This is a genomic window from Mesorhizobium sp. L103C131B0 (genome assembly GCF_000502275.1).
Classification (GTDB): Bacteria; Pseudomonadota; Alphaproteobacteria; order Rhizobiales; family Rhizobiaceae; genus Mesorhizobium.
In genome coordinates, this window is the sequence record NZ_AYXC01000004.1 from 41,779 (window position 1) to 55,263 (window position 13,485).

13 protein-coding genes are annotated in these 13,485 nt (G+C 62.3%); 6 read left to right on the forward strand and 7 right to left on the reverse strand.

Annotation, left to right across the window (positions count from 1 at the left end; genetic code table 11):
- The first annotated feature begins 20 nt into the window (after positions 1–20).
- The 3 genes from X730_RS154815 (at position 21) to X730_RS154805 (ending at position 3,428) form a co-directional block, all read left to right on the forward strand.
- The gene (locus tag X730_RS154815; RefSeq protein ID WP_023826049.1) at positions 21–1,205 is read left to right on the forward strand and encodes a hypothetical protein; all 1,185 of its coding nucleotides are present in this window, start codon (positions 21–23) and stop codon (positions 1,203–1,205) included.
- Positions 1,177–2,967: an ABC transporter ATP-binding protein gene (locus X730_RS154810; protein ID WP_023826050.1), complete on the forward strand. Its 1,791-nt coding sequence runs from the start codon at positions 1,177–1,179 to the stop codon at positions 2,965–2,967. The genes X730_RS154815 and X730_RS154810 overlap by 29 nt, the downstream gene beginning before the upstream one ends.
- A gap of 248 nt (positions 2,968–3,215) precedes the next feature.
- Entirely contained in the window at positions 3,216–3,428 is a 213-nt protein-coding gene (locus tag X730_RS154805) for a DUF3606 domain-containing protein (protein WP_023826051.1), read from the forward strand.
- 573 nt (positions 3,429–4,001) lie between these two features.
- Here the strand turns inward: X730_RS154805 and X730_RS154800 are convergent.
- A complete protein-coding gene (locus X730_RS154800) occupies positions 4,002–4,934 on the reverse strand; it encodes a LysR family transcriptional regulator (protein WP_023826052.1) in 933 nt (310 codons plus the stop codon).
- Positions 4,935–5,026: 92 nt separating this feature from the next.
- On the opposite strand from X730_RS154800, the gene X730_RS154795 reads away from it, so the two are divergent.
- Positions 5,027–6,040 carry an NADP-dependent oxidoreductase gene (locus X730_RS154795; protein WP_023713490.1) on the forward strand — a complete coding sequence of 338 codons (1,014 nt, stop codon included), beginning with the start codon at positions 5,027–5,029 and terminating at the stop codon, positions 6,038–6,040.
- 61 nt (positions 6,041–6,101) lie between these two features.
- Here X730_RS154795 and X730_RS154790 read toward each other — a convergent pair whose 3' ends face one another.
- The 6 genes from X730_RS154790 to ugpC all read right to left on the reverse strand — a co-directional run bounded on the left by X730_RS154790 (position 6,102) and on the right by ugpC (position 10,332).
- Positions 6,102–6,737 (reverse strand): SGNH/GDSL hydrolase family protein, encoded by a 636-nt coding sequence (locus X730_RS154790; protein ID WP_023826053.1) that lies wholly within the window; start codon positions 6,735–6,737, stop codon positions 6,102–6,104.
- A gap of 130 nt (positions 6,738–6,867) precedes the next feature.
- On the reverse strand, positions 6,868–7,104 hold the full coding sequence (locus X730_RS1000000168565; protein WP_050588089.1) for an alpha/beta hydrolase: 237 nt from the start codon (positions 7,102–7,104) through the stop codon (positions 6,868–6,870).
- Positions 7,105–7,109: 5 nt separating this feature from the next.
- Positions 7,110–7,619, reverse strand: a complete 510-nt coding sequence (locus X730_RS1000000168570) for an alpha/beta hydrolase (RefSeq protein WP_050588090.1) — start codon at positions 7,617–7,619, stop codon at positions 7,110–7,112.
- A 231-nt stretch (positions 7,620–7,850) separates the two neighbouring features.
- On the reverse strand, positions 7,851–8,780 hold the full coding sequence (rbsK, locus tag X730_RS154785; RefSeq protein ID WP_023742815.1) for a ribokinase: 930 nt from the start codon (positions 8,778–8,780) through the stop codon (positions 7,851–7,853).
- A gap of 4 nt (positions 8,781–8,784) precedes the next feature.
- Complete coding sequence (locus tag X730_RS154780) at positions 8,785–9,237, reverse strand: RbsD/FucU family protein (protein ID WP_023711516.1); 453 nt, start codon at positions 9,235–9,237, stop codon at positions 8,785–8,787.
- 42 nt (positions 9,238–9,279) lie between these two features.
- The gene (gene ugpC / locus X730_RS154775) at positions 9,280–10,332 is read right to left on the reverse strand and encodes a sn-glycerol-3-phosphate ABC transporter ATP-binding protein UgpC (protein WP_023826054.1); all 1,053 of its coding nucleotides are present in this window, start codon (positions 10,330–10,332) and stop codon (positions 9,280–9,282) included.
- Between the two features lie 273 nt (positions 10,333–10,605).
- Between ugpC and X730_RS154770 the strand changes: the two genes are divergently transcribed.
- The gene (locus X730_RS154770) at positions 10,606–12,270 is read left to right on the forward strand and encodes a sugar ABC transporter substrate-binding protein (protein ID WP_023705031.1); all 1,665 of its coding nucleotides are present in this window, start codon (positions 10,606–10,608) and stop codon (positions 12,268–12,270) included.
- A 98-nt stretch (positions 12,271–12,368) separates the two neighbouring features.
- Complete coding sequence (locus X730_RS154765) at positions 12,369–13,484, forward strand: sugar ABC transporter permease (RefSeq protein WP_023689462.1); 1,116 nt, start codon at positions 12,369–12,371, stop codon at positions 13,482–13,484.
- Position 13,485 lies beyond the last annotated feature (1 nt).

A 13,485-nucleotide genomic window follows, 5' to 3' on the forward strand; every position in this document is an offset into this window, starting at 1 on the left:
AAGAAATCCAAGAGGCCGAGATGAGAGAACCGACCGCGTTTAACAGCTTTTTCCTTGGTGGCTTCGAGTGCTCGAGCCATCGTCGCGCAGATGGCGTCCGCCTCGACCTGCTTCGCGCCACCTGCCACGACGAGGCATCGGAAACGGACTACCTAGAACTTCAGCGTCGTGGTATCCGCACCGTCCGTGACGGTCTGCGCTGGCACCTTATCGAGAGAGAGCCCGGCAATTACGACTGGTCGAGCTTTCTTCCGATGCTGCGCGCCGCCGACGCCACCGGCACTCAGGTTGTCTGGGATCTCTGCCATTACGGATGGCCCGACCATATCGACATCTTTTCACCGGAGTTCGTGGAGCGTTTCGCCCGGTTCGCGGAAGCCGCCGCCAGGGTCATTCACGATGAGATCGGTTCGGTACCCTACTTCTGCCCGGTGAACGAAATTTCGTACTGGTCATGGGCGGGTGGCGACACCGGCCGGATCAACCCGTGCGCGAGCGGCCTTGGAGGCGAATTGAAGCGCATCCTGGTACGAGCCGCCATTGCCGCCATGGACGCGATCCGGCGCGTTGATTCCCGGGCCCGCTTCATCACCGCGGAACCGCTGATCAATGTTGTCGGCTATGCCCATGATGTCGAGCATCAGCTCGAGGCGGAGCGTTACAGGCTCTATCAGTTCGAAGCGCTCGACATGCTTGCCGGGATTCAGGAACCGGAGTTGGGCGGCCGGCCCGAATACCTCGATATCGTCGGCGTGAATTTCTATCCCGACAATCAATGGGTCCTGCACGGCCCGACAATCCCGTTCGGACATCACGCATACAAGCCGCTGGCCGACATGCTTGTGGAAGTTGCACAACGCTACAATCGGCCCGTCTTGATTTCCGAAACCGGCGCCGAGCGCACGGCAAGGCCCTCCTGGTTTCACTATGTCGTCGCCGAAGTTGTCGAGGTCATGCAGCGGGGCGTCCAGTTAGAGGGAATTTGCCTTTACCCCATCATCGACTACCCCGGATGGGAGAATGGTCGGATGTGCGATGTCGGCCTGCTCGGTCCAATTGGAGAGCATGGCAGGCGCCCGGTGTGCCAGCGCATGGCGGACGAATTGGCCGAGCAGAGCCGGAAACTGCTGACGCTTCAGCGTGAACTCACGTCACGGACATATGCCGGAGGGACTTATGCGGTATCTGAAGCCTCAAGCAGGTAATCCGCTGCCTCCGTTTCTGGAGGGGTCGGCCGCGTTCATAAGGCATTATGTCCACAGGCAGCTGCCGCGGTTCGTCGTGCTGGCCGTGCTGGTGATCTCGGCAGCGTCCTGTGCCGTCGCCATCCAGTACATGATGAAGGTGCTGGTCGACGCGATGGCCGGACCACGCGAAGGCTCTGCCGCACAGACCGCGCTCGCCATCTTCATCAGCCTCATCGCGGTTGAGAGCATCCTCTGGCGCCTCTGCGGCTGGCTCGGTTGCAAGGCGACGCTGGCGATCGGCGTCCAGATGCGGCTCGACCTGTTTGACTTCCTCAACGGCCAGCCGATGAAGTACTTTGCCGAGAATCTCGCCGGCTCCCTTGGCCAGCGGGTCACCGCGACCGCAGGCAATTTCGGAGCGCTGACCAACATCGTCATCTGGCGGGTTGCGCCGCCGGCCGTTGACTTCATCGGTACCGTCATCGTGTTCACGATCGTCGACTGGCGCATGGCCGTGGCCCTGGCTTCCGCTGTCGTCGTCATCATGGGCGGGCTGCTTGCGTTCGGGGAACGGGGAAGGCACCTGCACCGCACTTATGCATCCTATGCCAACGAGGTCGGCGGCAGCCTGATCGATGTCATCACCAACATGTGGTCGGTGAAGGCATTCTCGGCCCGGTCACGCGAGCACGCTAGGCTGGCCGCGAGCTTCCGAACCGAAGCCGATGCACAGCGCGACAGCTGGATGTATACGGAAAAGGCGCGCCTCATCCACGACATCGCGCTTTGGGTGATGGCCGGCGGCATGCTCGCCTGGGCCGTCCGGCAATGGAGCCGGGGCGAAATCACGCCCGGAGACGTCGTCCTGGTCAGCGCTTTGACGTTCCGCATCCTTCACGGGTCTCGCGACATGGCGCTATCGCTCGTGGACATGGTTCAGCATTTCGGCTTCATCGAAGACACGCTGCGCATCATCGGCCAGCCGCAGACCGTGGTAGACCTGCCTCATGCGCGGGCCATCCGTCCGGGTGGCGGGGCCATCGAGTTCCGCAAGGTGTCATTCACTTACGGCACTCAAGTCGATGCGATCCACAACCTCAACCTGTCCATACCCCCGGGCCAGAAGGTCGGAATCGTTGGTCCCTCCGGCGCGGGCAAGTCGACCTTCGTCCACCTCCTGCAGCGGCTCTACGACGTTCAGGGCGGCGAGATCCTGATCGATGGTCAGCCGATTGCCTCGGTCACCCAGGATAGCCTTCGCGAAGCGCTGGCCGTCGTGCCGCAGGAAATTCTTCTGTTTCACCGCACTGTCATGGATAACATTCGGTTCGCACGTCCTGAGGCCACCGATGAAGAGGTTTACGCCGCTGCGCGGGCTGCTCACTGCGAAGCGTTCATCGCGAGATTACCTCAGGGGTACGACACGCTTGTTGGCGAGCGGGGAGTGAAGCTTTCGGGCGGGCAGCGTCAGAGGATTGGTATTGCCCGCGCTTTCCTCAAGGCTGCTCCTGTGATTGTTTTGGACGAGGCAACATCTGCACTGGATACCGAATCGGAATTGGTGATCCAGTCGTCACTGGTCAAGATGTTTCGGGACCGAACTGTAATCGCGGTCGCCCATCGCCTTTCTACACTTTCCAGCTTCGATCGCATCCTGGTGATGAACGGTGGTAGCGTGGTCGAAGATGGCAACGCCGCGGAGCTCAGGGCCCATGGCCGCTTGTTCGCCCGCATGTGGAGGCTGCAGGCCGAAGGCCTCTCCCTGGATGCGGCCGAATAAGCTACTTTTCAGGTGCGTTGACAGATGCCAACCAAACATCTCGGACGTGACAGTCGCCGACGCGATGCCACGGCGTGGGCCGACCCCGCCCCGGCATTCGACAAGCTCCCCCAGCTTTCGCAAGTTGGAGCTTTCTTCTACTCGCAGCAGCCCTACCAGGCTCGACGGGCCTCCGCTTACGGCGGTTTCGGAACTTTTGCTCCACCGGGCGGTTGGGGCCGGCGAAGCGAGGTTGAAAGGAGAAGATGATGACGGACAACAAAACCGAGCGTGATTTTCGCGGCAGACACCGGGTCTCGTCCAACGAACGCAACGAAGTCGAGCATTTTGCCCAGCAGAACGGCATCACGCCTGAGCAGGTGATGGAGCTCATCAAAGCCGCCGGGAATGACCGCGCCTCGTTGACAGCGGCTGCGAAGGAATTGAAATCAGTTTCCCGGGGCGGCCCGCTTACGGCATGAATCCGTCGCTACCGAATTGGACCATGAACCTTCGTGAGAGTTGAGTGTAGCATCATACTGACGCACACGCGGAGCAGGTCGAGCGTGAAAGTGACAATTCTACCCCTGCAAAAACGAACAGAATGTCGGACCTCGTCGAAGCTGACCGGCTGAGATCATGCACGACGGTCCAGCCACTGATCGGTTATGATGCGAGGGTCCGAGTCGCCTGGAAGAAATCGATCTGGTCTTTGACGTCTGCCTTCTAGCCTCTCAACCAGCTCTTGCATTGAATACGTACTGTGTCTCTTGGACCGCGCGGAGGCACAACGAAGCCGCCTCTTCGCATCCATCCCCACGCATCCCGGCGGCGGTCGCGCCATCGCCGACATCGGCCGCAGTTCGAAATCCCCATAGCCGTCGACTGTGCCCTGCGGGTTCCTTCCTCGGGGGACTTTCGTACGCCTGCCGGCGCCCGAAACTCTTCACGAAACCGGAATAGCAGCTTTTGGACGTTGTGCCCGGAATAGCTGCCGTTCAGCCAATCAGCAGTGATTGACCGCTTTCGCCCTTTAGCGACCCTTCCGCGCCAGATCAGTCGATGCTTGAAGCTGCCATTCGCAGAGTGAAAGCGGCGTCGAGCATGGTCAGAAAGGCGCGCACGGCGGGGTTGGCGCGTCGGCTTGCCGGCCAGAGCACGGTGACATTGTTTCGCTCGACCGCGAACGTGGACAGCACTGGGACCAGCTCGCCGCGCTTCACATAGGGAGCCGCCATGAAGGAGGCGCCTATGCCTATCCCACCGCCGGCTGCCAGCATGATGAGCACGGCATCGCTGGCATCGGCGACCACACCGGAATTGGGCACGATCTCGATTTCACGGTCGCCAATCCGGAAGGGCCAGCGAAAGGCCTGGCCTGTGCTCTGATATCGAAGGTTGACGGTGTCGTGCCCTTCCAGGTGATCGGGATGGGTCGGTGTGCCGCGTTCCTCGAGATAGGCTGGCGAGGCGAAGCAGCAAAGCCGATGGGGTGCGAGCTTGCGTGATAGTAGCCGGGTGTCAGCCAGATCACCGATGCGTATGGCGACATCGATCCCTTCCTCGATCATGTCCACCATCTGGTCACCCAGCCTGAGATCGACGATTAGGTTCGGATGGAGCCGACGGAAAGCCGGTAAAGCCGGAGCGATCAGATGCAGTCCGATCGGCAGCGACGCGGCCACGCGCAACGTGCCCGATGGTTCGGATCGCGCGGTCATTGCCGCCTGCTCTATTTCCTCCGCCTCACGTAGCAGACGCAGCGCGCGCTCATGCAGGTCGCGCCCTTCGGGCGTGAAGGTGAGCGAGCGCGTTGTACGGGTAAACAGCGACACTCCTAAATGCCGCTCGAGCCGCTGGACGCTCTTGCTGACCGCCGACGGGGAAATCGACAGCGCGCGCGCCGCTGCCGTGTAGCTGCCCAGCGATCCCGCACGCGCGAAGGCGATGATGCCAGTGAGCCGATCCAAAGTGATATGTTCCCCCATTGCATTACTTAACCGCCATCGGCACCGATTATCAACCCGCGGACATGCCGCTAGATTCGCTCCAATGACATGGATGAGCGGAGATTTCACCAATGAGCGATAAGATGAAGGCAGTCCGTCTGCACGCATTCGGTGGTCCCGAGATGCTGGTGTACGAAGACGCGCCTAGGCCGGGTGTGAAGCCCGGCGAGGTGCTTGTCCGAGTCCAGGCGGCCGGGCTTAATCCGCCCGACTGGTATCTGCGGGATGGCTATCGCGCACTGCCGCCAGAATGGCGACCCAACGCGTCCTTCCCACTGATTCTCGGCACGGACGTGTCGGGCGTCATTGAAGCGGTTGGCGCTGACGTCGCTGAGTTCAGCATCGGTGACGAGGTCTACGCAATGGTTCGCTTCCCCGATAACTTGATGACGGGTAGCAATGCCTACGCGCATTATGTCAGCGTGCCGGCATCGCATGTTGCGTTGAAACCAGCCGGCATCGACCATATTCATGCGGCTGGTGCGCCGATGTCGCTTCTGACGGCATGGCAGTTCTTGATCGAACTTGGCCACGACGAGCCGAATCCGTTCCAGCCCTTACCGCATGAGCCGGTGCCCCTCGACGGCAAGACGGTGCTCATCAATGGTGCCGGAGGCGGTGTCGGGCATCTGGCCGTCCAGTTGGCGAAATGGCGGGGCGCTCGCGTCATCGCCGTGGCATCGGCGAAGAACGAGGCGCTGATGCGCGGTCTCGGCGTGGATCAGTTCATCGACTACAAGACGACCGGGGCGGAAGATGTCGTCCGAGACGTCGACCTTGTCCTCGACGCGGTGGGCGGCGCGGACATGGAGCGCTTCTTCCAGGTTCTGAAGCCGGGCGGCGCGCTGTTCCTGGTCAACCCGCTGGGCTTCGCTGGTCACGAAGAGACAGAGAGGCTGGGGATCACGGTCTCATCCACACAGGTTCGATCCAATGGCGCGCAGTTGGCAAAAGCCGCCCGCCTGCTCGACGACGGCCTTGTGCGTGTCGTCATCGACAGCACATTCCCGCTGGCCGAGACATCGCGCGCACATGAGCGCGCCGCCGACGGCAGTATTCAAGGCAAGATCGTGCTGGCCGTCTGAATTGTTGCTTTCAGTCCGACCGACCATCGGGAGTGCAGACGATCGGGCGGGATTACGCCGTTTAGCCGACGAAGACCACCGACCGACGTCCGGCTAAATCGTGCTCGACTACAAGTGCCGCGATGGCTGCCGCGATCTTCGCGCCGCCTTGCACTGACGGTTCGATAGGATTGGCGAAGTCCGCGTCCTCATTGGATACCAAGCGCAGGTCGACGAGCGGCAAACCGCGCGAGAACGCCGCCCGGGTGATGACGTCGTTGAGGACCGTCAGGGCAGTCGCGGCAAGTCTACGACGCTGTGGGTCGGGAAAGCGCGCCTCGTAGATCGTGCAGATAGCGGTGGGTAGGTTTTGGCCCAGCGCCCTCTCGAGCATCGTACAGTAGTCGTGCTCGAATTCCTCCCGGACATCGCTGATCCTGTCCAGAACCTCGGCCACCGAACAGGCCCCCTGCTCCAGAATCCCTGCATGACGAAGAGCATCATTGCCACCGACGCTGACGACAAGATGGCTAGCATCCTGGGGGAGCCGTTCAAGCTGCCGCTCGACGCCGCTTGTGACGGCGCCGTCGACGGCGTTTAGCGTTGCACGCCACCCCTCCGGCAAGCGCTCCCGCAGCTGCCGCACTACGTCGGGCCCGCGCGCGACATAGGCAGCGTTGTCAAAGATCGAATCCCCGAGAAGGACGACGTGTGGCATCGGATGCTCCGTTGAGGCCTCTGCCAATGCTGCATCAGCAGAGGAGGTAAGGTGGTGGGTTGTGACCGCGGCAGCGAGCACGGTCAGGAGATCACGGCGAGTCAGGCCACCTGCAGAACGGAACGGCATCTCAGCCGTCCAGGAACGCCAGAAGCGCGGCATTCACCGCGCTGGCCTCTTCGCGCTGTACCCAATGCGTCGCCTTCTCGAACGTCTGCAGGCCCCGATCGTTGCAAAAGGCCAGACTGCGCTCGGCCAGGCCATATTCCAGAGCTTGGTCCTGCATCCCCCACAGTACAAGGGTCGGTGTCGTGATCCGCTGCTTCAGGCTTGGGCGGAAGCGCAGCGCCCGATACCAGTTGAGCATGCCGGTCAGCGCCCCCGGCCGTTCCCAGGCCTGCCGATACTCTGCGATTTCCTCCGCCGTGAAGGCTCTGTTCGGCTGGATTTGATGAGCGCCCGTGCCAGCAGAGCCGAGCGCCCCGCTCCCAGAACAGCCTCCGGCAGCAAGGGGAACTGGAAGAAGGCCGCATAGCTGCTCCGCAGGAACTGGGTCGGAGATCGCAAGGAATGGGCAAGCAGCACCTCGGGATGGGGCGCGTTCAGGATGACGAGCCTTTCCAGGCGGTGCGGCAGCTTTGCGCCTGCGGCCCAGGCGACGATACCGCCCCAGTCATGACCGACGAGGTGAAACCTTCCGATGCCGAGCGCGTCGGCGGTGGCAACGACATCGCCGACGAGCTTGGGGAGCGTGTATTCACGGATGGCTTTCGGCTTGTCACTGGTGGTGTAGCCCCTCTGGTCGGGAACGATGACCCGGAATCCGGCGGAAGCGAGCGCATCGATCTGCCGTCTCCAGAGGCGCCGAGTTCTGATAAGCAAGTTTCAATTTCGCGCTTTTTCCCGCAAATTCGAGAGCGTGAGGAATTGAAACCATTCGTTGATTAATCAGGCGTTTTCGCCGGCCTGTCACGCCGGAGGTCGCGGGTTCGAGCCCCGTCACTCGCGCCATTTCTCCTCAGGAGAAATGTGACATAATCGTCTAGAATCATGGTCTTGCATGAGGCAATTCAGATCCGGTCGGATCTGAATTCGGTCTCTCCCGCAACGACGTCACCCCTTGGCCAGCAGCGCCTCGACCTCCTGCAGCGTCGGCATGGATGGCGCCGTACCCGGCCTTGTCACCGAAATGCCGGCGACGGCGCAGGCGAAGCGGACGGCTTGCAGCGGCTCCACGCCTTTGGCGAGTGCGGCGGCCAGGCCGCCATTGAAGGCATCGCCCGCGCCGGTGGTTTCGACCACCGGACCGGCACTGACCACGGGAACATGGTCGGACCGAGCGGCCGTGTGCAGCAGCGCGCCTTTTTCGCCGAGCGTGATGATGACCGAGCCGACGCCCTTTTTGAGCAGGCTGTCGGCGGCGCGGCGAGCCTCGTCGATCGAAGAAACCTTGATGCCGGTCAGCTCTTCGGCCTCGGTCTCGTTGGGGGTGACATAGTCGCAAAGCGTATAGATGCGGTCCGGCAGCTTGGCCGCCGGCGCCGGATTGAGGATGGTGGTCACCCCTGCACCGCGCGCGATTTCGAGTGCGCGCAGTGCCGCGTCGATCGGCTGCTCGAGCTGGGTGACGAAGACGCCGGCGCCGCCGATCAGGCCGGCGTTGGCCTCGATGTCTTCAGGCGAGATCAGCATCGCCGCACCCGGGCTGACGATGATGGCGTTGTTGCCGGTTGTCTCCTCGATGAAGATATAGGCCGCGCCGGTATAGCTTTGCGGCGTCTCGATGACGGCGGATTTGACGCTCGCCTCTGCCCAGGTCGCCTTGGCCATGTCGGCGAAAGCATCGACGCCAAGCCGGGTCAGGAAGGTGACGTCCGCGCCGAGCTTGCCTGCCGCCACCGCCTGGTTCGAGCCCTTGCCGCCCGGTCCCAGCTTGAAGGAATTACCAAGAATGGTTTCACCCATGCGCGGCTGTCGATCGGCGCGGTAGGCGGTGTCGGCGACGAAAACGCCCAGAATGACGACAGGTTTGCCCGACGCCATGGCCCTACTCGGCGTCCGGCGGCACGACGCCCTTGCGAAAGGCGAAGCAGCCATAGAAGCGGCGCTCGCCGGTCTGGATGACGCAATAGGCTTTCTTGGCGCGCTCGTAGAAGGCATAGCGCTCGACCGAGATCATCGGCCAGGCCTTGCCTTCCGCCTTGTCGATCTCCTTCTGCACCTCTTTTTGCACCGGCGGGATCTCGTCCGGCTTGCCGACGATCTCCATGCGCGCGGCCGCATCGTCGACGAAAGTGTCCAGCGGATAGAGCGACAGCACCGCCTTGACCACATCGGCCGCCGAGGCGTCGATGTGCAGCAGCTTGCCGAGCACGGTCTGCTTTGCCACCGAATCGGCGGGGAAATTGGTGTCGGCGATGACCAGATCGTCGCCGTGTCCCATTGCCCTGAGCGCCTGGAGCACATCGGCATTGAGCAATGGGTTGATCCCTTTGAGCATGGCAGTCCTCGTCAAACAGGTTTGGTCAAAGTCGATTGGAAATCAGAGCCGGTTGCCGGTCTCGGCGTCGAAGAGATGGACCTGGTCGAGGCGCGGCTTGAGATTGAGCGTGTCGCCGGGCTTGAAGTCGTGGCGCTCGCGAAACAGCGCCACCATCTCGCCCTCGCCGAAACGCACGAAGACCAGCGTTTCGGAACCGGTCGGCTCGACCACCGAGATCTTTGCTGGCACGCCGTCGGCATGGATTTCGAGATGCTCGGGCCGCACGCCATAGACCACGGCCTGGCCCTCCTTGGCGGCGCTGCCGGCCGCGATCGGGAACAGCGTGCCCGCTATCTCGACCTTGTCGCCCTTGCGCACCACGCCCTTGAGCAGGTTCATCGACGGCGAGCCGATGAAGCCGGCGACAAACAGATTGGCCGGCCGGTCGAACAATTCCAATGGCGCGCCGACCTGCTCGATACGGCCATCGCACATGACGACGATCTTGTCGGCCATGGTCATGGCCTCGATCTGGTCGTGGGTGACGTAGATGGTGGTGGTCTTCAGCCGCTGGTGCAGTTCCTTGATCTCGGTGCGCATCTGCACGCGCAGCTTGGCGTCGAGATTGGAGAGCGGCTCGTCGAACAGGAAGACCTGCGGATTGCGCACGATGGCGCGGCCCATGGCGACGCGCTGGCGCTGGCCGCCGGATAGCTGGCGCGGATAACGTTTCAGGTACGGATTGAGGTCGAGAATGTCGGCGGCGCGCTTGACCCGCTCGGCGACCACGGCTGGATCGGTCTTGCGCAGCTTCAGCGCAAACGCCATGTTCTGCTCCACCGTCTTGTGCGGATAGAGCGCGTAGTTCTGGAACACCATGGCGATGTCGCGCTTGGCCGGCGGCAGATTGTTGACGATGCGCTCGCCAATGGCGATCGTGCCGCCGGAGACGGTCTCCAGCCCGGCCACCATCCTGAGCAGCGTGGACTTGCCGCAGCCCGACGGGCCGACCAACACCACGAACTGGCCATCGGCGATATCGACGCTGACCTCGTGCAGGACCTTGACGGTTCCGAACGCCTTGGCCACATTGCTGATCGCGACTTGAGCCATCGTCCCCCCTTTTCTCGCGGTGAAGCTAGCCATTGCCAACGGCAAGGGCAAGTCGGTATGTTATCGATAAAAAGCCATTCGTGTTGACAAGGTAATCGATTACGCAAATATTAGCTGTTGCCAATCCGGCAGTCGGATTTTTATCCGAAAATCGGAGCTCCAGGCGACGCAGGGTGGGGTCCCACGTCCCCGTATGATAAAGGAGAACCGCCGACGTTTCGGCGTCGGAGGGATTGGCATTTTAATTCACGACTGTTGTTCTGGGAGGAATAGATGAGAGTCGGTCTGTACGAAAAACTCGTCCGCGCGGGTGCCACCCGGCGTGACATACTCAAGGGCGCGGCCTCGATGGCCGCGATCGCCGCCGCATCGGGCGCTGGGCTCGGCGCTTTCACCCGCCCGGCTGAAGCCGCCAGCGAGCTACGCTCCAAAATTCTTCAGATCCCCGGCGTCGGCAAGGGTCAGCCGACGGATGCCGATTTCCAGAAGGTCGGCGAACTCTGCCTGGAAGCCACCAAGGCCAACGTCAAGGAAGGCGAATTCGCCGGCGTCGAGCTCACCTTCATGGGCCTCAACAACCAGAACCTGCACAATGTGCTGTTCCGCGGCTTCCTGAAGCCGTGGGAGGCCTATACCGGCGCCAAGATCAGCTGGATCGACCTGGCGCAGGCCGACTACAATGCCCGCCTGCAGCAGTCGATCGCAACCGGCACCGTCGACTTCGACATCATCGAGATGGGCGCGCCCTTCGAAGGCGATGTCTGCGGCAAGGGCCTGACGTCCGAGATGCCCGACTGGGTCAAAGAGCAGATCGACATGAAGGATGTCGTGGCCTATCTGCAGCCGCCGGTCGGCACCTGGGACGGCAAGCAGTACCGGATCACCGTCGATGGCGATGCGCACAACTTCAATTACCGCACCGACGTTTTTGCCGATGCCGACCTCGCCAAGGCGTGGAAGGACGGCGGCGCGACCACCGAATGGGGTGTGCCGAAGACCTGGCAGGAAGTCCAGGCCGTCACAAAATTCCTCAAGGGCAAGAAGTTCAAGGACCAGGACGTCTTCGGCTATCTCGATGCGCCCAAGGCCTGGGGCGGTTTCGGCTTCTACTTCCTCGGCAGCCGCGCCACCGCCTATGCCAAGCATCCCGACGACAAGGCCTGGCTGTTCGATGCCGACACGATGAAGCCGCGCATCAACAATCCGGCCTGGGTGCGCGCCATCCAGGACGTCATCGACGCGCTGCCGTCGGAGCCCGCCGACCAGATCAACGCCGACCCGAACACGACAGCCTTCCAGCAGTTCCTGGCCGGCACCGGTTCGATGGTCACCTGGTGGGGCGACGTCGGCTCCAACGTCAAGACCAACGATAGCTCGGTCATCGGCGACGTCACCGGCTTCTCGATCCTGCCGGGGTCCGACGACGTCTACAATGCCAAGACCGGCGCTTGGGACAAACTCGCCAGCGGCCCGAACTATGCGCCGAACTGCGCCTATCTCGGCTGGGGCGTCTACGTCATGGCCCGCGTCGATACGGACGAAAAGAAGAAAAAAGCGGCATGGTCGGCCGCCGCTCATCTCGGCGGCAAGGACCTGTCGATCTGGACGGCGATGTATCCGTCCGGCTTCCAGCCCTACCGCAACTCGCATTTCGACATTCCCGAATGGGTGGCGGCAGGCTACGACGAGGCGTTCATCACCTCGTATCTGAAGTCGGAAGCCGACAGCTACAACCATCCGAACGCGGCGATCGAGCCGCGCATCCCCGGCATCTTCCAGTATTATTCGGCTGCCGAGGACATTCTGGCCAACACATTCGCCGGCAAGATGAAGGCGCAGGAAGGCGCCGACGCCATTGCCGCGGCCTGGGAGAAGCTGACCGACCAGATCGGCCGCGAAAACCAGATCAAGCTCTACAAGGCCTCGCTCGGCGTGTAGGCTGATCCTATCGTGACAACAGGTCCGGCGGTGCAAGCCGCCGGACCTGACCGGCTCGGGCCGGTCGCAGGCTTGATTTTTTAAACGGACGGGGACGCGTGGCAGACCAGACCACCAATGCATGGCCGGCCAACGCCGGCCCAGCCGATCTGATCTCGCCGGCCCGCAAGCGGGCGGGTTTTGCCCTGATGGCGGCCGCCACGCTTGGCCTGCTGGCGGTGATCGCGTTTGAGATCCTCTACAAGAACGAGATCACCACGCTCGGCTTCGAGACCTGGCGTCCGATCGTCTACGCCTATGTTCTGTGGGGCGTGGCGCTCGGCATCGGCCAGGTGCTGACGCGCGGCGAGGACGGCCAGCGCGCGCTGTTCCTGCTGCCGGCGCTGCTGTTCACCATCGCCATGGTGATCTTCCCGACGCTGTTCGGCTTCTATATCGCGCTGACCGACTGGAACCTGTCGTCCTTTTCCGGCCGCAAGTTCAACGGGCTCGACAATTTCTGGCAGATGCTGGCCGATCCCTACTACCGCAACGCGCTGTTCAACATGGTGCTTTATGTGCTCGCCGTGCTGGTTGAGTATGTGATTGCCTTCGGCCTGGCGCTGCTGCTCAACGCGCAGATCCGGGCGCGCAAATTCTTCCGAGTCGTCTTCCTGATGCCGCTGATGCTGTCGCCGGTCGCGGTATCCTGGATGATCGGCAAATCGCTGATGGAGTACCGTTTCGGGCCGGCGGCGACGCTGGCGCGCCATCTCGGCTGGGAGAACCCCGCCTTCTTCTCCAACCCGATCACCGCCCGCATCTCGATCATGGTGCTCGACGCCTGGACCTTCATCCCGTTCATGATGATCATGCTGCTTGCCGGCCTGCAGGCGATGTCGCGCGACGTGCTGGAAGCGGCGCGCGTCGATGGCGCCACGCCCTGGCAGACTTTCTGGCAGGTCACCTTCCCGCTGATGCTGCCGGTGTCGGTCACGGCGGTGATCCTGCGCATCATCTTCAAGCTGAAGCTCGCCGACATCATCATTACCGTCACCTCCGGCGGCCCCGGCGGCGCCACGGATTCTGTGTCGAGCTTCATCTACCGCGAATACCGCGACCGCTCGAATGTCGGCTACGGCACCATGCTGGCGATGGCCTATCTCGTCATCATCGTCGTGTTCGTGACCTGGCTGTTGAAATTCGCCAATCGCTTCGTGCGCAACGTGAACTGAC